The following is a 20,736-nucleotide window of genomic DNA, read 5'->3' as shown; positions in this document are numbered from 1 at the left end:
AATCAAGCGTTTTTGCGGATGGCGTCGGCAACCACATTGACGATGCGGTCGATATGTTCTTTTTCGACGATGTAGGGTGGGCAGACCACGACGTTGTCAGCCGCCGGCCTCACCAGCACACCGTTGTGGAAGCAGTCCATGAAGATGTCATAGGCACGCTTGCCCGGCACACCCGCCACCGGCGCCAGCTCGACCGCGCCGGCCAGCCCCAGGCTGCGAATACCGATCACATTGGGCAGGCCCTTCAGGCCGCTGTGCATCGCGTCGCCCAATACCTTGCCCATCTGGCCGGCACGTTCATACAACTGTTCTTCCTTGAACAGCTCCAGCGTCGCGATTGCGGCCGCGCAAGCGACCGGGTGGCCGGAGTAGGTATAGCCGTGAAAGAACTCCACGGCATGCTCGGGCGCACCGGCATTGGCATTCATCATGCCGTCATAGATGCGGTCGGAGCAGATCACACCGCCCAGCGGGATGACACCGTTGGTCACGCATTTGGCGAAATTGAGCATGTCGGGCACCACACCGTAATAGTCCGCCCCGAAACCGGTGCCCAGGCGGCCGAAACCCGTGATAACTTCATCAAAAATCAGCAGGATGCCGTGCTTGTCGCAAATTTCGCGCAGGCGTTTCAGGTAGCCCTTGGGCGGCAGGTACCATCCGGCGCTTCCTGATACCGGCTCGACGATGACGGCAGCCACGTTGCTCGGGTCGTGCAGCGGCAGGATGCGATTTTCCAGCTCCAGCAGCAGGTCTTCCTGCCATACGGGCTCAGTACCGTTGATGTAGGCGTGGTTGACCGGGTCATGGATGAAACGCATGTGGTCCACGCGAGGCAGCAACGCGGCGCCATATACCTTGCGATTGGCCGGAATGCCGCCCACGCTCATGCCGCCGAAACCAACGCCGTGGTAGCCCTTTTCACGGCCGATGAATACATTACGGTGGCCTTCGCCCCGCGCACGGTGGTAAGCCAGCGCGACCTTCAACGACGTGTCCGCGGCTTCTGAGCCCGAATTGCAAAACAGCACCTTGTTGAGGTCGCCGGGCGCCATGCCTGCGATGATCTCGGCGGCCTTGAAGGCCTGGTCGTTGCTGGCCTGGAAAGCGGTCGCGTAGTCCAGCGTATCGAGCTGCTTCTTGATGGCGTCGTTGATGGGCTTGCGATTGTGGCCGGCGCCCACGCACCACAGGCTGGAAATACCGTCGATCACCTGGCGCGCGTCGTGCGTCGTGAAATGCATGCCGTCTGCGGCCACAAACACGCGCGGGTCTTTTTTGAAGCTGCGGTTGGGCGTGAACGGGAGCCACTGGTGCTCCATGTTGAAATTCTGGTAGGCCATGGTGATTTCTTTCCTGCGTCGAAAGGAGTGAAGCTGGGATAGCAGCGCTTGATCTTGCATTCTGGCACTCTTGCCGCCGCCCTGCACCGTCAATTGCCCGCCGGCCGGGCAGACACAGTCTTCACCTGCGACAATTCACCCCCTATGAATCACGCTTATATCCTTACCCTGTCCTGCCCGGACCGTATGGGCATTGTTCACGCGGTCTCTGGCTTCCTGTTGCAGAACGGCGGCAATATTGAGGAAGCTGCGCAGTACAACGACCACGACACCGGACTCTTCTTCATGCGGGTTCAGTTTGCCTGCGACCAGCTGACCCAGGAAGAACTGAAGGTGCAGCTCGAAGCATTCGCCTCACCTTTCAGCATGAAGTGGAAGCTTCACTCGACAGAAGCTGCCATGCGTACCGTGATCATGGTCAGCCGCGACGGCCATTGCCTCAACGACCTGCTGTTTCGCTGGAAGTCCGGCATGGTGCCGCTGGATGTGCGCGCCATCATCAGCAACCACCGCGATTTTTACCAGCTGGCGGCAAGCTACAACGTTCCTTTCCACCACATCCCGGTGACGGCGGCCACCAAGGCGCAGGTCGAAGCAAAGCAACTTGAAATCATCGAGGCAGAGGGTGCCGAACTGGTCGTGCTGGCGCGCTACATGCAAGTGCTCAGCAACGACATGTGCAACTCGCTCTCGGGACGTGCCATCAATATCCACCACAGCATGCTTCCGAGCTTCAAGGGCGCCAGACCGTATTACCAGGCACATGAACGCGGTGTGAAGGTGATAGGCGCGACGGCGCATTACGTTACGGCAGACCTTGATGAAGGCCCGATCATCGAACAGGATGTGACCCGGGTTGATCACAAGGACACAGTCGAACACCTGACCGCCCGCGGCAAGGACACCGAAAGCCGGGTACTTGCACGCGCCGTCAAGTGGCACAGTGAACATCGTGTGCTTTTGAACGGCCACAAGACTGTCATCTTTAAATAGCCATGAGCCCCCACGGTCGCTCACTGCGTGTAGCTTCCTGCCCCCCTCGGGGGCCGCTGCGCCTGCGGCCCGGCAAAGCCGGTTCCGCGGCTCCTGCTTGCAAAGAAGCGTCGCAAACGACGCGTAGCGTTCACTAGTAGACATGGCTACTCCTGCCCGAATCCCACCCATTCAATGCCTGCTGACCTTTGAGGCGCTGGCGCGGCTGCGTAGCGTGACCCAGGCGGCCGAAGAACTCTGCGTCACGCCCAGTGCGGTCAGCCACCGCGTCAAGCAGCTGGAGCAGATCATCGGCACCAAGCTGTTTGGCCGTGCCGATTTTTCATTGACCACCGAAGGCAGCGAATACCTGGCGCATGTGCGCGAAGGCCTGGCCACACTGCAGAAATTTCCCGGCGCTGCCGGGCAAAGCGCCGCCCCCGGCAAGCGCAAGTTACGGCTGGCGGTCACGCCCACGTTCGCACGCTCCATCCTGATTCCACGCCTGCGCCAGTTCACCGATGCCTATCCTGAAATCGACCTGACGCTGCAGGTGTCCATCCCCCTGCTGGACGTGGTGGCCGAGGATGCCGACCTCATCGTGCGCTTCGGCACCGGCCGCTATGCGGACCTGGAGCACGTCTGCCTCAGCAAGGACGAAGTCGCGCCGCTCGCCTCACCGGCTTTTGTGCGCGAACACGGCCCCTTTGAGGCGGCTGAAGATCTCGAAGGCGAAAGCCTGTTGCGCTCGCCGCTGGAGCCATGGCGCACGTGGTTTGCCGCCCACAAACTTGATTGGCCCGAACCCACCGACGGCTCCCAGTTCAACGACATCGGCCTGATGTGCGATGCCGCCGCGGCCGGCATGGGCATCGCGTTGATACGTCTCAAGCTGGGCGCGCCCTGGCTGGAAAACGGCTCGCTGGTGCGGCTGGGCAGCAACGAAGTGTTCGCCGGTAATATTCCCAGCCCGCACGCACATTACCTGTGCTGGCGCACCGGCACCATGGACCGCTGGGAATGCGCGGCTTTTGCCGACTGGCTGCGCAAAAGCCTGGGTTAGGGCCCCAAGGCCTGTTAATGAGAAGGCCGCCGCTCGGCGTTGCAAAGCCTTGACGGGGCCCCTGAGTTTTGTGCCTTGCTCAAGGCCTTTGACATGCAGCGCATCCTGCGTAAACAAATAGCACTAACAGGTCCTGACGCCGTCCGATAAGTGGTTTTGCGTCCGTACCGGCTCATGCTTATGATGGGCTGGCCGTGACACCGGGGGAGGGCCCGGCCGGCTGCACATAGCCAAAAAAACCAACCCGTTCAACGAGGGAAAATCTTATGAGGAAAAATCAATTGGCCGTCGGCGTGGCCGGCGTCCTGCTCTCCATGCTCGCCCTGTCGCCTGCGGTTCATGCCGAGGGTAAGGCGGCCGCGGCCAAGGCCGTCAAGCCCGGCACCTTCTGTCCCATCCAGGACGCCAAGGAGTGCCAGGCCGCTGTGACGCCCGTGCAAATCCTGTCGCGCTTCAAGGCCGGCAATACGCGTTTCGTTTCCGGCAAGCCGCGCCACCAAAACTACCTCAAGGAAGTGAAGGCCACCGCGGACGGCCAGTTCCCACTGGCCAGCATAGTGTCGTGCATTGATTCGCGCGCACCGGCCGAGATTGTGTTTGACCAGGGCATAGGTGACCTTTTCAACGCACGCGTGGCAGGCAACATCGTCAACGAAGACATCCTGGGTAGCCTGGAATTCGCACACAAAGTCATGGGCGCCAAACTGCTGGTGGTGATGGGTCACACCAGCTGCGGTGCCATCAAGGGTGCTTGCGACGACGCCCAATTGGGCAACCTGACGGGACTCATCGGCAAGATCAAGCCAGCCGCGAACCTGGTGTCCGCCGACATCAAGGATCGCACGTCCAAGAACTATGCCTTTGTCGAGATGGTGGCGGAGAGCAATGTGCATCTCACAGTGGAAACGATTCGCGAGAAGAGCCCCATCCTGCGCGAGATGGAGCAAAAGGGAGAAATCCTGATCGTGGGGGCCATGTACGACGTGAAGACCGGCAAGGTCAAGTTTTACGACACGCCCGGCGCCGGCAAGGCTCCGGGAACGAAGTCTTGAAGCTCTTCCCGTTTTGAGCGGATTCTGGCGGCCGGCATTTCACACCCGGCATTAAATTTCTTCAACCCGGCCGCCGCCGCTTGCCCTACAGTCTGGTTTCAACCCCGGAGCCAGACAGACCATGAACGCCCCCGCCTCGCTCAAACAGCAAAGCCAGCTTGAACGCTCGGAACGGCAGTCGCAGGTCGTGCGAGCGCTGCGGGCGGTGTTGCCGGCTCATGCCCTGCTGTGGAACAACGAAGACACCACACCTTACGAGTGCGACGGCCTGACCGCCTACCGCCAGCGGCCGCTGGTTGTGGCTTTGCCCGAGACCTATGACCAGGTGCAGGCCGTGCTCAAGAGCTGCCATGCGCTGGAAGTGCCGGTGGTCGCGCGCGGCGCCGGCACCGGGCTTTCCGGCGGCGCCATGCCGCACAAGCTGGGCGTCACGCTATCGCTGGCCAAGTTCAACAAGATTCTCAAACTCGACGCCATCAGCCGCACGGCCGTGGTGCAGGGCGGCGTGCGCAACCTCGCCATTTCCGAAGCGGCCGCGCCGCTGGGCCTTTATTACGCGCCCGACCCTTCCAGCCAAATAGCCTGCACCATAGGCGGCAACGTGGCCGAGAACTCGGGTGGCGTGCATTGCCTCAAGTACGGGCTGACGGTACACAACGTGCTCAAGGTCAGAGGCTTCACCATTGAAGGAGAGGAAGTTGAATTCGGCAGTGATGCACTCGATGGAGCAGGCTATGACCTGCTGAGCGTCATCATCGGAAGCGAAGGCATGCTGGCCGTGACCACAGAGGTGACGGTGAAACTGATACCCAGGCCTCAGCTGGCGCGTTGCATCATGGCCAGCTTTGACGACCTGCGCAAAGCCGGCGATGCCGTAGCCGCCGTAATTGCGGCGGGCATCATTCCCGCCGGCCTTGAGATGATGGACAAGCCGATGACGGCCGCAGTGGAAGACTTTGTGCACGCCGGCTACGACCTCACCGCCGAAGCCATCTTGCTGTGCGAAAGCGACGGCACGCCGGAGGAAGTTGAAGAAGAAATCGGCCGCATGACCGACGTGCTGCGCCGCTGTGGCGCCACGGCCATTGCGGTGAGCCAGGACGAGGCTGAACGCCTGCGCTTCTGGAGTGGCCGCAAAAACGCCTTCCCCGCATCGGGACGCATCAGCCCCGACTACATGTGCATGGACTCCACCATCCCGCGCAAGCGCCTGGCCGACATCCTGCTGGCTATCGCCGAGATGGAAAAGAAATACCAGCTGCGCTGCGCCAATGTGTTCCACGCGGGCGACGGGAATCTGCACCCGCTGATTTTGTTTGATGCCAATGATCCCGACCAATTGCACCGCTGTGAACTCTTCGGCGCAGACATCCTGGAAACCAGTGTCGCGATGGGCGGCACCGTGACGGGCGAACACGGCGTGGGCGTGGAAAAGCTCAACTCCATGTGCGTGCAGTTCTCCGCCGAGGAAAACGAGCAGATGTTCGGTGTCAAACGCGCGTTCGACAGCAAAGGCCTGCTCAACCCGGGCAAGGTGATCCCGACGCTGAACCGCTGCGCCGAATACGGAAAAATGCTGGTACGGGGCGGGCAGATCAAGCACCCCGATTTACCGCGCTTTTAGGCGAAAGACGCAGCCGCATGAAAACCTCATAGACTGCGCGGGCAACCCACGGCCCAAAAAATGCATACGACGCTGTCCATCGGTTTTTCCACCATGCGCCGCCAGGTCTCCCGTGGCCTGGCAGGCGCCTTGCTGGCGTTCGTTTCGCCGTGGGGCTGGTGCCTCGAGGTGGGGCAGTCACTGCCCCACCTCGAGCCCTTCGACAAGGCCATGCTGGAAGTCATGAAGAAATACGATGTCCCGGGCGCCAGCCTGGTCGTGGCCAAGGACGGCAAGCTGCTCCTTGCCAAAGGTTACGGCTATGCCGACAGGGACAAGCAGGAAGCCATGACGCCGCAAACCCTGTTCCGCATGGGAAGCATCAACAAGACCTTGACAGCAGTCATGGTGCTCAAGCTGGCGGAGGACGGAAAGCTGAAGCTGGACGACCCGGTGCTGCCCCTTTTCGAAAAAGCCGGAATAGCACCCTCCTCCCCCGCCGACCCGCGCGTCAAGGACATCAGCATCCGGCACCTGCTTCAGCATTCAGGCGGATTCGATCGGGAGCGCTCTGGTGATCCGTTTTTTCAGCCCCGGCTCGGAGCCGTTGCCCGCCGGCAAGGCGTGGCACCCGTCAGCTGCGATGCGATCATCCGGGATTCCCTTCAGGACAAGCTGGATTTCGCGCCCGGCGAGCGCTTCGCCTATTCCAATACCGGCTACTGCATGCTCGGAAGGGTTGTGGAAGTCGTCACCGGCGAGTCCTACCGTACCTTCAGCAGCCGGGAGTTTCTGATGCCGTCCACCGGCAAAGGCTTTCAGGCCGCAAGCAGCACCGAGAGCCGGCAGGGCGAGACGAAGTACTACGCGTATCCCGGAGAGCCGCTGCAGCGCGGCGCACCGGGTGTTACGAACGCGAATGTGCCCAGCCCTTACGGCTCCTACTCCGTCGAAAACATGGACGCGCTGGGCGCCTGGATTGCAACGCCAACAGATGTGCTGAAGTTTTTCCTGGCGATCGACGGCGCACGGGGGAAACGGCTTCTGAATGAGGAATCGTTGCAAACCATGCGCAGCGAGCCGATGCTGGAAAAAGATGGCAATCCGCGCAGCTTTTATGCGGCAGGCATCCACGTCGTCAGGAGTGACAAAGGTGATAACTGGTGGCACACGGGCAGCCAGCCGGGCCTGCAGACCCTGGCACTTCGGACCCGGCAAGGCTATGCATGGGTGGTAGCCTTCAATTCCAGGCCGGACCCATCCGGGCGCCGCGCATTCTTCAAAGACATCGACCAGGCACTGTGGGGCGCGGCGAATGCGGTGCGGGAGTGGCCGCAAGGAGATCTTTTTTCCAGCCCTTAAACTTTCCAGATGGGTATTGCCATGACCATCCCAGCAATTCCCGGCGTTGCCCTCGCATCGAGAGTGCACCCACCTGCCGTGGAAATCATGTCATGACAGCATCGCGGAATTTGGCCTGGTTACTCGTTTTTCAGTCCGCAGGGGAACTTCTTTCCCGCGGTTTTCCCTGCCGTTTTCGGGCCCTGTGATTGGCGTGGTTTTGCTTCTGCCGGGCCTCCAGTCAGACACGGTGCGCAGCCCTGTGGCAGTGTGCGCAGACTTCTTGCTCTCGCACCTTTCGTTACTCTTTGTACCCGTCGACGTCGGGATGATGACCCGTCCGTCACTGGTCAGCCAGTACGGCGCACGCATGCTGCTGGTCGTGGTGGCGTCCACTTCGGCGGGTTTGCTCGTGACCGTGCTGATGCTGCACCTGGACGGTCGTCTGCCTGGCCGGTGCCCTGCTGGCCACCGGCGTGCCTTACCCCACCTATTTTGCGGGCGCCCAGTTCATCCATTTCCTGCTCGGCCCTGCGGTGGTGGCACTGGCATGGCCACTATGGTTGCGGCGCGAAGAACTGCGCCGGGGTCGGCTGCTGCTTGCGGCCGTAGCCGGTGGTGCTGCGGCCAGCGGATCGGCATTGTTGCAGGGATGGGCCGCAGGCTTGCCCGTCGAAGTTACCCTGTCGCTTGCGCCCAAATCTGTCACCGCACCAGTCGCCATGGGTATTGCGGAAAAGATCGGCGGAATCCCTGCGCTGGCGGCTGTGTTTGCCGTGGTTACTGGCCTCGTGGGTGCGCTCAGCGGCAAATACCTGTTTGACGCCTTGCGAATTCCCGTTGACGCTGCAGGCTGGGCCGCGTGGTTTTGCGCTGGGCACGGCATCTCACGGGCTGGGCGCCGCGCGGGCCTTGCAGGTCAATGCCGACGCGGGCGCTCCGCCGGGTTGGCGCTGGGCCTGCAGGTGGTTCTGGCGTCCGCGCTGGTACCGCTGGCGTTCCGGTGGCAGTAGCCAGAACGGCGAACACGAAAACCCCGCATCACTTTCCTGCCGCGAGCAGCAGGAAAGTGATGTGGAGGTTTCGGTGGCGCGTTAGAAACGCGCCCTGTTTTTGCTTTAAGTCTCCTACACCGCCTGCAAACCTGGTTTGACCGCACTCGCCGGCTTGGCCGCAGCCAGCGCACCGAACAGGATCTCGCCTGAGAGCTGGCCGCCTTCTTCAATCACCAGCTTGCCGTAGCGGATGATGCCCGTGACTTTCCCGGTCGAGTAAATCACCAGTTTCTGCCGCACTGTAAGGTTGCCGTTGAACTCCCCACGGATTTCCGCCACGTCGATTTCTGCGGAGCCCTTGAACGCACCCTGCTCGGCAATCTGGATCACTCGCGAATCCATGGTGGCTTCCACCAGGCCTTCGACCACCAGCGTATCGCAGTCCGTGATCTCCACGCCCTTCAGTTTGATGTTGGGGCCGACCGTCAACTTGCTGCCGCCTTCTTTTCCCGTGCTCGCAGGCGCTTCATTGACCGCCTTGGCGGTGTTTTGCTGGTTCACATTTGAGGACGATGCACCCGGCTGCAGCGCGCCGGAAGCACTGGACGTGCCCGTGGTCCCATAACCATTTCCCGGGCCATGACGCAAGCCCGTTGGTGTCTCGTTTTCTCGCTTGCCAAAGAACGGTGTTGCCATTGTGAGTTCCTTCAAAAAGAACGCATGGTACGTCTGCAGAAAATTAAAAGCTTCAGTGGTGTGCAAGATAGGTAACGAAATTAATTCTTACATTCACCAGTTTGCATTGACGATGCGGCAAGAACAACAGACCTTACGTGCGCCTACGGCCGGCCAGCAACACATGAGGAAAACTCCATCCAATTGGCGCTGGAGATTCGCTCACTTCGTTTCGGTACATGCGATGGATTTTTTTGACGCAGTGGCAGCGCCGATCTTCCAATGTCGAAATGCCTCAAACCTCGGATACCGGTCGCGTGTAGCATGTCGGGCACCATGGCCGCTGACAATGAACTCCACACATTCGCGCTTTTTGACACTGCTGTTGGGCAGTGCGCGCTGGTATGGAACGCACACGGCATTGCAGCCGTGCGCTTGCCCGAAACATCGGAGCGCCGCATGTTGTCCCGTCTGCGGGGAGAGTTTGCGCCGCTCGCGCCCGCCACGCCACCACAGGACATGCAGCTGGCCATAGACGCCATGACAGCCCTGCTGGCAGGTGACGCCCGCGATTTGCGGTTCTGCATACTGGATCTGCGCCGCATTCCCCCGTTTCACCGCCGGGTTTATGCGATTGCACAGGAAGTCCTTCCGGGCAAAACATGCACATACGGCGATATCGCCACCGAGCTTGGCGAACCCGGCTCGGCGCGTGCCGTGGGTCAGGCGTTGGGGCATAACCCGTTTCCCATCATCGTGCCTTGCCACCGCGTGCTGGCCGCAGGCGCGCAGTCGGGCGGCTTCTCAGCGCCGGGTGGCGTCTCGACCAAGTTGCGCATGCTGCTGATTGAAGGCGCGGAAATCGGCGGCGCGCCCGGCTTGTTTGACCGTGAGCCGCCGCCCTCCACGTCATAGTCATTGAACAAACGCCCATCACCACGAAACTCACCCACCCATGCCGCACACCTTTACAGACAAAACGCCCGCAATTCGTCTCTATTCAGCCCGCCTCAGCATGTTCGGCGCCAAGGTGCAGATCGCTGCGTTTGAAAAAGGCATACCGCTCGATATCGTCATGGTGCCCTTCACGCAGACCGGGGGCTACTCACCCAAGCATCCGGAGGTCGTGCGAATCAACCCGAAAAAACAGGTGCCCGTACTGATCAACGGCGACCTGGAGCTGTTTGACTCGACGCAGATCCTGGAATACCTTGAAGACCTGCAGCCCCAGCCCGCGCTGTGGCCGGCCGGCATCGCCGCCCGCGCCCGCGCCCGCCAGATGGAGCACATGTCGGACGAGGTTTACTTTCCTCACATCATCCGGCTCATGGGCCTGCAGCACAGCCTGGACGATCCGCAAGCGGTAGCCGCAATTGATGGTGCGCGGGCCTTCTACACGCGGCTTGAAAATCTCCTGCAAGGGCGGGAGTTCGTGATGGAGAGCTTCTCGTTTGCCGATATCGCGCTGTACATGGCGATGCTGTTTGGCGAACGCCTGGGCGCGCCCCTTACACCGGCTACGCCGTTGCTGCTGGCATGGCGCGACAGGATGAGTGCGCGGCCTTCGGTGCAGAGCGCGGTGATCCCCATGGCGAAATACCTGTTGTCGGACGGCAGGCCTCTGCCTGCCTTCATGGCCGAAATGCTGCAAGCGGCCTGACGCCAGGGCCCACACCCGACGTGGGTGCTCGGGGAAAACCGAGCAAAGACCGGCGCTTTGGCGCAAACTGGTGAACTGGCCGTGCAAACAAATCCAACAAGCGCGGACCGGCAAAAAAGGAGTTCGCCATGCCCCGTCACACCCCTATCGAGCGTTATCGCAACATTGGCATCAGCGCGCACATCGATGCCGGCAAGACCACCACGACCGAACGCATCCTGTTCTACACAGGTGTGAACTACAAGATCGGCGAAGTCCATGAAGGTACGGCCACCATGGACTGGATGGAGCAGGAGCAGGAGCGCGGCATCACCATCACCTCGGCAGCGACCACCGCCTTCTGGAAAGGCATGGCCGGCAACTACCCCGAGCACCGCATCAACATCATCGACACGCCCGGCCACGTGGACTTCACCATCGAGGTGGAGCGCTCCATGCGCGTGCTCGACGGCGCGGTGATGGTATATGACGCCGTGGGCGGCGTGCAGCCGCAGTCAGAAACCGTCTGGCGCCAGGCCAACAAATACAAGGTGCCGCGCCTGGCCTTCGTCAACAAGATGGACCGCGTGGGCGCGGACTTTTTCCGCGTGCAGCGCCAGATCAGCGAGCGTCTCAAAGGCGTGGCTGTGCCGGTGCAGATTCCGGTGGGCGCGGAAGACCATTTTCAAGGCGTGGTAGACCTCGTCAAGATGAAGGCCATCATCTGGGACGACACCAGCCAGGGCCTGCATTTCGAGTATGGCGACATTCCGGCAGACCTGGTGGAGACCGCCAACGAGTGGCGCACCAAGATGATTGAGGCGGCCGCTGAAGCCAATGACGAGTTGCTGAACAAATACCTGGCGGGCGAACCCCTGAGCGAGGATGAAATCAAGCAGGGCCTGCGCCAGCGAACCATCGCCAACGAGATCGTGCCCATGCTCTGCGGCAGCGCCTTCAAGAACAAGGGCGTGCAAGCCATGCTGGACGCGGTGATCGACTACATGCCTTCGCCGGTGGACGTACCCGCCATCCTCGGCCACACCGAGGACGACGGCGAGGCCGAGCGCCACCCGACTGACGACGAGCCCTTCTCGGCGCTGGCCTTCAAGATCATGACCGACCCCTATGTCGGCCAGCTGATCTTCTTCCGCGTGTACTCGGGTGTGATCAAAGCCGGCGACACGGTCTACAACCCCGTCAAGGGCAAGCGCGAGCGCCTGGGCCGCATTCTGCAGATGCACGCCAATGAACGCAACGAGGTCAAGGAAGTGCGCGCAGGCGACATCGCGGCCGCCGTGGGCCTGAAGGAAGCCACCACCGGCGACACGCTGTGTGACCCGGCCCACGTGATCATCCTGGAGAAAATGGTATTCCCCGAGCCTGTTATTTCACAAGCCGTGGAGCCCAAGACTCAGGCCGACCAGGAAAAAATGGGCATCGCACTGAACCGCCTCGCGCAGGAAGACCCTTCGTTCCGCGTGCACACCGACGAGGAGTCGGGCCAGACGATCATCTCGGGCATGGGCGAGCTGCACCTGGAGATATTGGTGGACCGCATGAAGCGGGAGTTCAGCGTCGAAGCCAATGTGGGCAAGCCGCAGGTGGCCTACCGCGAGACGATCCGGCAGGCGGTGAACGATGTTGAAGGCAAATTCATCAAGCAGTCGGGCGGTCGCGGGCAGTACGGACACGCGGTGCTCAACCTGGAGCCGCAGCCTTCGGGCAAGGGCTATGAGTTCGTCGATGCCATCAAGGGCGGCGTAATTCCACGTGAATACATTCCAGCGGTCAACAAGGGCATTGTGGAAACACTCAAGGCCGGCGTGCTGGCGGGCTACCCGGTGGTCGATGTGAAGGCCACGCTGGTGTTTGGCTCCTACCATGATGTCGATTCGAACGAGAACGCGTTTCGCATGGCCGGTTCGCTCGCCTTCAAGGAAGCCATGCGCCGTGCCAAGCCGGTGCTGCTGGAGCCCGTGATGGCGGTCGAGGTTGAAATGCCCGAAGACTTCATGGGCAATGTGATGGGCGACCTCTCATCGCGGCGCGGCATGGTGCAGGGCATGGAAGACATTGCGGGCGGCGGCGGCAAGCTGGTGCGCGCCGAGGTGCCGCTGTCGGAAATGTTCGGCTACTCGACCACCTTGCGCTCACTCACGCAGGGCCGGGCTACCTACACCATGGAGTTCAGGCGCTATGCCGAAACAACCCCGGATGTATCCGCTGCCATCATGCGCGGCAAGGGCACGTAGCTCCGCGCATGAAGCTCTAACAATTTCACCAGCATGCTTTATGCGGCTTGCCCATACGGCCAGGCGCGAGCAGCTATGGATCGGCATCAACAATTCAACGCAGGCAGGAATACGCGTGCCAGATATTTAAAACGAGTCCTCTGGCAAAGCCGGAGCGGCCAGAAACCCTCAGATCTCGATCTTGCTGCCCAGTTCCACCACCGAGTTGTTTGGCAGGTTCAGGAAGTCTGCCGCACCGCTGGCGTTGTGGTGCATCTGAGCAAACAGTTTCTCGCGCCAGGGTGCCATGCCGCTGCCGATGGTCGGGATCACCGTGTCGCGCGAGAGGAAATAGCTGGTCGTCATCGACTCCAGCTCGCAGCCCCGGCCCTTGATCTGCTGCAGGGCCTTGGGCAGGTCCAGGTCGTTCTTGAAGCCGTAGTGCACGTTGACCTGCCAGCAGTCGTGACCCAGTGATTCGATCTCCAGGCGCTTGTTCATGCCGATCCAGGGGATCTCATGGTTGCGCACCGTCACGAACAGATTCTGCTCATGCAGCACCTTGTTGTGCTTGAGGTTGTGCAGCAGCGCGTTGGGCACACTGCCAGGCTCGGCTGTCAGGAATACGGCGGTGCCTTCGACACGGGCCGGCGGGCTGACGAAGACGGCGTCCAGGAAGCTCGGTAAATCGATCGCATCGGCTCGCAGCTTTTCATTGAGCAGGTGGCGGCCTTCCTTCCAGGTAATCATCAGCGTGAACACGGCGCCGCCAATCACCAGCGGGAACCAGCCGCCGGCGAACAGCTTCATCAGGTTGGAGGCAAAGAAGGCGAAGTCGACGACAAAGAAAACACCGGTCGCCGCAATGCACAGGCTCAGCGGATACTTCCAGCCGTAACGGATCACGTAAAAAGTCAGGATGGTGGTGATCAGCATGTCGGTGCATACCGCAATGCCGTACGCGGCCGCCAGGTTGCTGGACGAGCGAAACATCACCACCGCAAGCACGATGGTGATGAAGAGGCCCCAGTTGACGAAGGGCATGTAGATCTGGCCGGTGTCGCGCACGCTGGTGTGCTGGATATTGAGGCGCGGCAGGTAGCCCATCTGGATGGCCTGCTTGGTCACGCTGAAGGCGCCGGTGATCAGCGCCTGCGAGGCGATCACGGTAGCCATGGTGGCCAGGCCCACCAGCGGCAGCAGCGCCCACTCGGGCGCCATCAGGAAAAACGGGTTCTTCACTGCGGCAGGGTTGCCGATGAGCAGCGCGCCCTGGCCGAAGTAATTGAGCACCAGCGAAGGCATGACCACGGAAAACCACGCCAGGCGAATCGGTTTTTTGCCGAAGTGGCCAAGGTCGGCGTAAAGCGCCTCGGCGCCGGTTACGCACAGCACGACGGCGCCCAGAATGATGAAGGTGGTACCGGGGTTGGCCCACATGAACATCACCGCGTAGTGCGGGCTGACTGCCACCAGGATTTCGGGATGGGTCACGATCTGCGAAATGCCCAGCAACGCCAGCACGGCAAACCAGATCAGCGTGATGGGGCCGAAAAATTTGCCTATGCCCGCCGTGCCGTGCTTTTGCACCGCAAAAAGGGCAAACAAAATGACCAGGGTGATAGGGATCACGCCCTGCTTGAAGGCAGGCGAGACGACTTCCAGGCCTTCGACGGCCGACAGCACCGAAATCGCCGGCGTGATGACGCCATCGCCATAAAACAGGGAAGTGCCGAAGATGCCAACGATCAGCAAGGTCTTGCGCAGCTGGGGCTTGTCTTTCACCGCGGTGGAGGCCAGCGCCAACATGGCGATCAGGCCGCCTTCACCGTTGTTGTCGGCGCGCAGCACCAGCGCCACATACTTGATCGAGACAATGACGGTCAGCGTCCAGAAGAAGATGGACAGGATGCCGTAGACGTTGTCTGGGGTAAAGGGAACATGCCCGGAACCGAAAACTTCCTTGACGGCATACAGGACGCTGGTTCCGATGTCGCCGTAGACGACACCAATGGCGCCCAGGGTGAGCGCCGCGAGTGATGATTTTTTACTGGACACAAAAACTTCCCGTCTTTGCACTCGGCCCGTTCAAGCGGGTCCAAAGCGGCGGGAATGGTTACCTTTGGGAACGCTATTTTGCGCCCGGGTGCCCTGCTTGCAAGTCGGCGAACACCCCTAAATCCAACTAATCCCGATTTTGTTGCACCGCAACAACTTGTAACAAACCGGCCCCGCCGATGCCGGGGAAGCCAGCGCAGGCAGGTGAATTCTGGGCGCTACTTTTTTAATAGCTGCTTGCGCACGGCCTGCTTGGGCCAGACGCCTAAAAGACTCCTAATTCGAGCCGTCGCGGACACATAAGCTCCCTGACTTTCGAAAGCGGCCGCGGGCAGGCCGGCTTTGCCGGATGCCTTGCGGCGTCCCCTGCAAGGGGAAACGGCACTACACGAAGCGTAGCGAAGTGAGAACGATAGGGGTGTTAGTCGTAAACCTCGGCGTCCGGGTCGGTGGCTTCGAGTTCATAGCTCGCAGCAAGCATCGCCAGTCGGGCGATCACGCCATACATATAGAAGCGGTTGGGGCTGCTGGAGCCGGGCTTCTCGCCGGGCTGCGGCAGGCGGCCGCTGTCGGCAAAGGCCAGCGGCACAAAGCTGGCGCCGGGCGCATTGAGGTTTTCGTCCACACCGCGCTCTGCATGCACGCGGTAAAAGCCGCCCACCACGTAGCGGTCCATCATGTAGACCACGGGCTCGGCCACGGCGTCGTTGACGCGCTCGTTGGTCAGCACGCCTTCCTGGATGATCACTTCGGACAGCGGCTGGCCGTCTTTTGTCGTGCTCATCTTGTTTTTCGTCTTGCGGTTCAGCGCGTCCAGGTCTTTCACGTCGCGCACCGTCATGATGCCCATGCCGTAGGTGCCATTGTCCGCCTTGACGACGACAAAAGGCTTTTCGTTGATGCCGTATTCCTTGTACTTGCGCTTGATTTTGGTGAGCAGCGCATCGACGTTGGTGGTCAGGCAGTCCATGCCGGTTTCTTCGGCAAAGTTGACTTCACCGCACTGGGCGTACATGGGGTTGATAAGCCAGGGGTCTATGCCCAGCAGCTTGCCGAAACGCTTGGAAACTTCTTCGTAGGCCTTGAAGTGCCGCGACTTGCGGCGCACCGACCAGCCGGCATGCAGCGGCGGCAACAGGTACTGCTCGTTGAGGTCTTCCAGGATGCCGGGGATGCCGGCCGACAGGTCATTGTTCAGCAAAATGGTGCAGGGGTCGAAGTCTTTCAGGCCCAAGCGGCGGTCGGTCCGGATCAGCGGCTCGATCGTGATGGTCTCTCCGGTCGGCAGGTTCAGCGTGGTGGGCTCCTTGATGTCGGAGCTCAGCGAGCCGAAACGCACATTGAGGCCGGCCTGGTGAAAAATGCGCTTGAGCTGCAGCACGTTGGACAGGTAAAAGCTGTTGCGCGTGTGGTTCTCGGGCACGACCAGCAGGTTGCGCGCCTCGGGGCAGATTTTTTCGATCGCGGCCATGGCGGCCTGCACCGCCAGCGGCAGCATTTCGGGCGTCAGGTTGTTCCAGCCGCCGGGGTAGAGGTTGGTGTCAACCGGGGCGAGCTTGAAGCCGGCGTTGCGGATGTCGACCGAGCTGTAAAACGGCGGCGTGTGCTCCATCCACTCCAGCCGGAACCAGCGCTCAATCGCCGGCGTGGAGTCCAGGACCCGTTGTTCGAGTTCGTTGATAGGGCCGTTCAGGGCGGTGATGAGGTGCGGAACCATGCGGCCACTTTCTGCTGCGGGATGTTGTTGTCAATAGTCTGCCGGGGCTCAAAAGTCGTCGTCTGCAAATCAGCTGCAGCGGTATTTTTTTCGCCGCTTTCTTGACCCATGTGCAGAGATGGGCCTGCAAAATCGTCAAAAATTGTCCTCGCCAAGGGTCGATTTTCGCTTTTAAGACCTGAACCCGGCAGGCCCGTGTTCGGTTATATCTGACCGGATTCTAGGGATATTGGGACGGGCCGGCGGGTTACAAGGCGTGACTGGAACCTTCAAAACAGAAAAATCCACCCAGGTCAGGAGGTCGAATCCAGACGGGCCAAGGCGGGATCTGTCAAATGGAGCGCGATGATGTTGACGCCCATGGGGCGGGTCGTGTAGCCATAACGCTCCAGAAGTTGCGTCAAGTCCGAGCGATTGGTCTTGATGACTTCGATCACCATCATGGGTTTGTGCTTTTGCAAGGCCTGCAGTGCCCCCGTCAACGCTTCGATCTCCATGCCTTCAATGTCAAGCTTGATGAAGTCAAGGCGTGGCAAGTCAAGGCCGTCAATAGTCATCATCCGTACTTTTTTGCCAGCAGCTTCGGAATAATCTATGTCCTGGCCGATGAACTCGTTCTGGCTCTTCTTGCGAAGTTCAAGTGACCCAAAACTGGAAGGCTGGCTGTAATCCAGCATAGGCACAGTGATGCTGCCTTCCTGCGATCCTAAAGCCGCGTAATGGGCGTTGGCGTTAAAGCAGTTGTTCAGGGCGATATTTCCGGCGAGTGCATAAAACACCCGCTCCTGCGCTTCGAATGCAACTACTTTGCCCCATCCCTGCATGTGCCGGGCCCATTCGAGGGTGTGCACGCCAATATTGGCTCCCCCATCGATCGCTACGAGACCATCCCCGAAGAATTCGTGTCGCATGTCCAGCAACTGAAGCACGTCATCAACTTCAGCAGGATCAAAGGAGGCATATTCAAGCACCTGGTGGCCGACACCGTACCTGCCTTCAGGGGTATCCTGGTAATCATTGCGATTGACGATCATCATCCCGTGGTGAGACGCTGCCAGTACAAACGGCAATGGGCGGCGCGTAAGTATCATGAATACAGATTCCTATTTGTCAGGTTAACGAATCAGGTCCTGACTTCGCCCTGCCCCAGTACCACGTACTTAAGGGAAGTGAGCCCCTCAATCCCGACCGGCCCGCGCGCATGGAATTTGTCGGTGCTGATGCCAATTTCGGCACCCAGCCCAAACTCGAATCCATCGGCGAAGCGGGTGCTCGCATTCACCATGACGCTGGCCGAATCCACCTCGCGCAAAAAGCGCTGGGCATTGATGTGGTCGCGCGTGAGAATAGCGTCGGTGTGGTGGCTGGAGTACTGGTTGATGTGGGCGATTGCTTCATCAATGCCCGCCACCACCTTGATGCTGATGATGGGCGCGAGGTACTCCTCGTACCAGTCCTGCTCAGTGGCAGCTTTGAGGTTGGCGCCTTTAATGCTAGCCAGAATGGCCTGCGATTCGGCATCGCAGCGCATTTCAACGCCCTTGGCGGCGTAGATGGCGCCGATTTTGGGCAGAAACTGCGCCGCCACGCCGCGCGCGACCAGCAAACCTTCGCTGGCATTGCAGGGGCTGTATTTTTGGGTTTTGGCGTTGTCGGCCACTTTCACCGCCATCTCGATGTCGCAAGGGTCGTCGACATACACATGGCAGTTGCCGTCCAGATGCTTGATGACCGGCACCTTGGCATCGCGGCTGATGCGCTCGATCAAACCTTTGCCGCCGCGCGGGATGATCACGTCCACATACTGCGGCATGGCGATCAAATGGCCCACGGCTTCGCGGTCAGTGGTGGGCACCAGCTGCACGGCATCGGCGGGCAGGCCGGCGGCCACCAGCGCCTGCTGCACCAGCGCAGCCAGCGCCTTGTTCGATTCAATCGCTTCGGAGCCGCCGCGCAAAATACAGGCGTTGCCGCTCTTGATCGCCAGTGACGCGGCTTCAATCGTCACATTGGGACGGCTCTCGTAAATCATGCCGAACACGCCAATCGGTACGCGCATCTGCCCCACGCGAATCCCGCTGGGCTGCTCCTTCATGCCGATGATGTCGCCAATCACGTCGGGCATCACAGCCAATTGCTCGCAGCCAACCGCCACGGTCTCGATGATTTTGGGGGTGAGCTTGAGGCGGTCCAGCATGGGCCCGGCCAGGCCAGAGGCCGTGGCGCGCTCGATATCGCGCTGGTTGGCGGCTTCCAGCGCCGCCAGGTTCTGACGCAGCAGGGCGGCCAGATTCAGGAGTGCTCTGTTTTTTATAGCTGCTTGCGCGCGTGCTACCTGGGCTGAAGCCACTTTTGCCTTGGATCCGAGCGCTTCCATCAGACCAGGGACATCGCCGGCGAGGTCGCTGGAAGAAGAAAGGGCTTTGTGGGAGTCAGGCGCGTTCATCGCACCATTTTAGGCTTCTCAACGCGCGCCTGGGTGCGCGGGGACTATGCCTGCCTGGGGCGGCCCTGCCCCTGCATGGCGCATTGCTCACACACCATACCGGCCAGCCGGTGCAGCGCCTGCCAGCCATCGGCTGGCCAGTCGGGCTGCTTCAGACCTTTGACAATGCCGTCAACCTTGTGTGCAGCGTGCAGCAGATTTGACAACGTGGTGTCGCCGATTTGCGGCAGCACGCGTTCAAACAATTTTTCCTTGACGCCCCAGACGCGGTTTTCGCGCAGCGCCATCGGCATGGGGCGCCCTGCTTGAATAGCGTCTTTCACGCGCTTCATGCTGCGAATGTCTTCGCTGAGCGCCCAGTGCACCAGCACTTCGGACTCCCCCTCGGACTGCAGGCCGTCGAGCATGCGCGCCACACGCACGGACTGGCCGCCCAGCACGGCCTCGGAGAGCTTGAACACGTCGTAGCGCGCCACATTGAGCACGGCGTTTTCCACCTGCTCAAAGCTCAGGGCGCTGTCGGGTTGGGCCGGGTACAGCAGTCCCAGCTTCTGGATTTCCTGGTGCGCGGCCAGCAGGTTGCCTTCCACCCGATCGGCAAAGAACTGCAGCGTGCGCTGGCCTTCTTCGCCGGCGGCCACGCGCTGGCCCTGCTGTTGCAGGCGCTGGGCAATCCACTGCGGGAGGCTGCGCCGGTCTATCGGGTCGAATTTGACGGTGACGCCGAAGCTTTCGAGCGCGCCGAACCAAGCGCCCTTGGCCGTCATGCTGTCCAGCCGCGGCAGCATGACCAAGGTGAGCGTGGAGTCGTCGCCCTGCGCGCGTTCGGCGATCTGCTGCAGCGCGACGGAGCCATCTTTGCCGGGTTTGCCGCTGGGGATGCGGATCTCGACGATCTGCTTGTCGGCAAAAAGGCTGAGCGAACCGCCGCTGGCCAGCACCTCGCTCCAGTCGAAATGCGCACCGGCCACGGTGTGCACCGTGCGCTCGGTGTAGCCCTGCTCGCGTGCCGAAGCGCGCAGCGCGTCGGCGAACTCCTGCACCAGGAGGGGCTCGTCGCCGTGCAGGGTGTACAGGCTTTTCAAGCCGCGCTTGAGGTGTTCCTGGAGTTGGGCGGGGGCCAGATTCATGAGGGGAGTTTAAAGCTTGGTGGTCGACAGTAGCAGGCTGGTCTCGGTGTTGGCAATGCCTTCGAGCAGGCGGATACGGCTCAGCACTCGGTCAAAGGCCTCCAGGGTGTCGGCCTGCAACTCGGCCACCATGTCCCAGCGGCCGTTGGTGGTGTGCAGGGCGCTCACGGCCGGATCGCCGCGCAGGGCGGCCAGCACCGCGTCCGTGCGGTTGCCTTCGACGGCCACGGTCATGAAGGCGCGGATGCGGTGGCCCTCGGCCTGGGGTTTGAGGCGGACGGTGTAGCCGGTGATAGTGCCGTCGGCCTCCAATTTGGCCAGCCGGTTTTGCACCGTGCCGCGCGAGACGCGCAAAACCTTGGCGATGGAGGCGACCGAGGCTCGGGCGTCGTCCCGCAACAGGGAAAGGAGTTGGCGGTCGGTGTCGTCCATGGCGCCATTTTATTGTCGAATCGCCAATTTAGTCTG

18 protein-coding genes and 1 pseudogene are annotated in these 20,736 nt (G+C 61.0%); 10 read left to right on the top strand and 9 right to left on the bottom strand.

Annotated elements, in window-relative coordinates; translation table 11 throughout:
* Positions 1-2: 2 nt before the first annotated feature.
* Positions 3-1,343: an omega-aminotransferase AptA gene (gene aptA, locus AC1D13_RS10770; RefSeq protein WP_477689522.1), complete on the bottom strand. Its 1,341-nt coding sequence runs from the start codon at positions 1,341-1,343 to the stop codon at positions 3-5.
* A gap of 144 nt (positions 1,344-1,487) precedes the next feature.
* On the opposite strand from aptA, the gene purU reads away from it, so the two are divergent.
* From purU to AC1D13_RS10735, 7 genes and pseudogenes are all read left to right on the top strand, one after another.
* Positions 1,488-2,336 (top strand): formyltetrahydrofolate deformylase, encoded by an 849-nt coding sequence (purU, locus tag AC1D13_RS10765; protein WP_457281471.1) that lies wholly within the window; start codon positions 1,488-1,490, stop codon positions 2,334-2,336.
* Between the two features lie 142 nt (positions 2,337-2,478).
* Positions 2,479-3,378, top strand: a complete 900-nt coding sequence (locus AC1D13_RS10760; RefSeq protein ID WP_457281472.1) for a LysR substrate-binding domain-containing protein — start codon at positions 2,479-2,481, stop codon at positions 3,376-3,378.
* Positions 3,379-3,644: 266 nt separating this feature from the next.
* Positions 3,645-4,430 carry a carbonic anhydrase family protein gene (locus AC1D13_RS10755; protein WP_457281473.1) on the top strand — a complete coding sequence of 262 codons (786 nt, stop codon included), beginning with the start codon at positions 3,645-3,647 and terminating at the stop codon, positions 4,428-4,430.
* A gap of 121 nt (positions 4,431-4,551) precedes the next feature.
* Positions 4,552-6,054, top strand: a complete 1,503-nt coding sequence (locus AC1D13_RS10750) for an FAD-linked oxidase C-terminal domain-containing protein (RefSeq protein WP_477666443.1) — start codon at positions 4,552-4,554, stop codon at positions 6,052-6,054.
* A 60-nt stretch (positions 6,055-6,114) separates the two neighbouring features.
* Positions 6,115-7,395, top strand: coding sequence for a serine hydrolase domain-containing protein (locus AC1D13_RS10745; protein WP_477689521.1), 1,281 nt, complete (start codon positions 6,115-6,117; stop codon positions 7,393-7,395).
* 92 nt (positions 7,396-7,487) lie between these two features.
* Positions 7,488-7,810: pseudogene (locus tag AC1D13_RS10740) on the top strand (CidA/LrgA family protein); the annotation flags it as partial.
* A gap of 40 nt (positions 7,811-7,850) precedes the next feature.
* Positions 7,851-8,387, top strand: coding sequence for an LrgB family protein (locus tag AC1D13_RS10735; RefSeq protein ID WP_477689520.1), 537 nt, complete (start codon positions 7,851-7,853; stop codon positions 8,385-8,387).
* A gap of 114 nt (positions 8,388-8,501) precedes the next feature.
* Here AC1D13_RS10735 and AC1D13_RS10730 read toward each other — a convergent pair whose 3' ends face one another.
* On the bottom strand, positions 8,502-9,065 hold the full coding sequence (locus AC1D13_RS10730) for a bactofilin family protein (protein ID WP_477689519.1): 564 nt from the start codon (positions 9,063-9,065) through the stop codon (positions 8,502-8,504).
* Between the two features lie 315 nt (positions 9,066-9,380).
* Between AC1D13_RS10730 and AC1D13_RS10725 the strand changes: the two genes are divergently transcribed.
* From AC1D13_RS10725 to fusA, 3 genes are all read left to right on the top strand, one after another.
* Positions 9,381-9,959: a methylated-DNA--[protein]-cysteine S-methyltransferase gene (locus AC1D13_RS10725; protein WP_457281478.1), complete on the top strand. Its 579-nt coding sequence runs from the start codon at positions 9,381-9,383 to the stop codon at positions 9,957-9,959.
* A gap of 40 nt (positions 9,960-9,999) precedes the next feature.
* Entirely contained in the window at positions 10,000-10,704 is a 705-nt protein-coding gene (locus AC1D13_RS10720) for a glutathione S-transferase family protein (RefSeq protein WP_477689518.1), read from the top strand.
* A 128-nt stretch (positions 10,705-10,832) separates the two neighbouring features.
* Entirely contained in the window at positions 10,833-12,938 is a 2,106-nt protein-coding gene (gene fusA, locus AC1D13_RS10715) for an elongation factor G (RefSeq protein ID WP_477689517.1), read from the top strand.
* A 168-nt stretch (positions 12,939-13,106) separates the two neighbouring features.
* Here fusA and AC1D13_RS10710 read toward each other — a convergent pair whose 3' ends face one another.
* The 7 genes from AC1D13_RS10710 to AC1D13_RS10680 all read right to left on the bottom strand — a co-directional run bounded on the left by AC1D13_RS10710 (position 13,107) and on the right by AC1D13_RS10680 (position 20,700).
* Positions 13,107-14,975, bottom strand: a complete 1,869-nt coding sequence (locus AC1D13_RS10710) for a potassium transporter Kup (protein WP_457281481.1) — start codon at positions 14,973-14,975, stop codon at positions 13,107-13,109.
* A gap of 421 nt (positions 14,976-15,396) precedes the next feature.
* Positions 15,397-16,692 carry a glutamate--cysteine ligase gene (gene gshA, locus AC1D13_RS10705; RefSeq protein ID WP_457281482.1) on the bottom strand — a complete coding sequence of 432 codons (1,296 nt, stop codon included), beginning with the start codon at positions 16,690-16,692 and terminating at the stop codon, positions 15,397-15,399.
* A complete protein-coding gene (locus AC1D13_RS10700) occupies positions 16,665-16,847 on the bottom strand; it encodes a hypothetical protein (RefSeq protein ID WP_477689516.1) in 183 nt (60 codons plus the stop codon). The genes gshA and AC1D13_RS10700 overlap by 28 nt, the downstream gene beginning before the upstream one ends.
* Positions 16,848-16,985: 138 nt before the next feature.
* Positions 16,986-17,729 (bottom strand): FkbM family methyltransferase, encoded by a 744-nt coding sequence (locus AC1D13_RS10695; RefSeq protein ID WP_457281483.1) that lies wholly within the window; start codon positions 17,727-17,729, stop codon positions 16,986-16,988.
* Between the two features lie 86 nt (positions 17,730-17,815).
* Positions 17,816-19,138, bottom strand: a complete 1,323-nt coding sequence (locus AC1D13_RS10690) for a glutamate-5-semialdehyde dehydrogenase (protein ID WP_477689515.1) — start codon at positions 19,136-19,138, stop codon at positions 17,816-17,818.
* A 44-nt stretch (positions 19,139-19,182) separates the two neighbouring features.
* The gene (gene holA / locus AC1D13_RS10685) at positions 19,183-20,268 is read right to left on the bottom strand and encodes a DNA polymerase III subunit delta (protein WP_477689514.1); all 1,086 of its coding nucleotides are present in this window, start codon (positions 20,266-20,268) and stop codon (positions 19,183-19,185) included.
* A gap of 9 nt (positions 20,269-20,277) precedes the next feature.
* The gene (locus AC1D13_RS10680) at positions 20,278-20,700 is read right to left on the bottom strand and encodes an Lrp/AsnC family transcriptional regulator (protein ID WP_457281486.1); all 423 of its coding nucleotides are present in this window, start codon (positions 20,698-20,700) and stop codon (positions 20,278-20,280) included.
* Positions 20,701-20,736: the final 36 nt, after the last annotated feature.

The organism is Polaromonas sp. P1_E12, assembly GCF_056405975.1.
Note: the sequence above shows the minus strand (reverse complement) of the source record. Positions and strands in the feature narration are given on the sequence as shown.

Bases quoted from the DNA above. Each gene is read 5' to 3' on its own strand.
- aptA (WP_477689522.1), bottom strand. From the start codon at position 1,343: ATGGCCTACCAGAATTTCAACATGGAGCACCAGTGGCTCCCGTTCACG.
- purU (WP_457281471.1), top strand. From the start codon at position 1,488: ATGAATCACGCTTATATCCTTACCCTGTCCTGCCCGGACCGTATGGGC.
- AC1D13_RS10760 (WP_457281472.1), top strand. From the start codon at position 2,479: ATGGCTACTCCTGCCCGAATCCCACCCATTCAATGCCTGCTGACCTTT.
- AC1D13_RS10755 (WP_457281473.1), top strand. From the start codon at position 3,645: ATGAGGAAAAATCAATTGGCCGTCGGCGTGGCCGGCGTCCTGCTCTCC.
- AC1D13_RS10750 (WP_477666443.1), top strand. From the start codon at position 4,552: ATGAACGCCCCCGCCTCGCTCAAACAGCAAAGCCAGCTTGAACGCTCG.
- AC1D13_RS10745 (WP_477689521.1), top strand. From the start codon at position 6,115: ATGCATACGACGCTGTCCATCGGTTTTTCCACCATGCGCCGCCAGGTC.
- AC1D13_RS10730 (WP_477689519.1), bottom strand. From the start codon at position 9,065: ATGGCAACACCGTTCTTTGGCAAGCGAGAAAACGAGACACCAACGGGC.
- AC1D13_RS10725 (WP_457281478.1), top strand. From the start codon at position 9,381: ATGGCCGCTGACAATGAACTCCACACATTCGCGCTTTTTGACACTGCT.
- AC1D13_RS10720 (WP_477689518.1), top strand. From the start codon at position 10,000: ATGCCGCACACCTTTACAGACAAAACGCCCGCAATTCGTCTCTATTCA.
- fusA (WP_477689517.1), top strand. From the start codon at position 10,833: ATGCCCCGTCACACCCCTATCGAGCGTTATCGCAACATTGGCATCAGC.
- gshA (WP_457281482.1), bottom strand. From the start codon at position 16,692: ATGGTTCCGCACCTCATCACCGCCCTGAACGGCCCTATCAACGAACTC.
- AC1D13_RS10695 (WP_457281483.1), bottom strand. From the start codon at position 17,729: ATGATGATCGTCAATCGCAATGATTACCAGGATACCCCTGAAGGCAGG.
- AC1D13_RS10690 (WP_477689515.1), bottom strand. From the start codon at position 19,138: ATGAACGCGCCTGACTCCCACAAAGCCCTTTCTTCTTCCAGCGACCTC.
- holA (WP_477689514.1), bottom strand. From the start codon at position 20,268: ATGAATCTGGCCCCCGCCCAACTCCAGGAACACCTCAAGCGCGGCTTG.
- AC1D13_RS10680 (WP_457281486.1), bottom strand. From the start codon at position 20,700: ATGGACGACACCGACCGCCAACTCCTTTCCCTGTTGCGGGACGACGCC.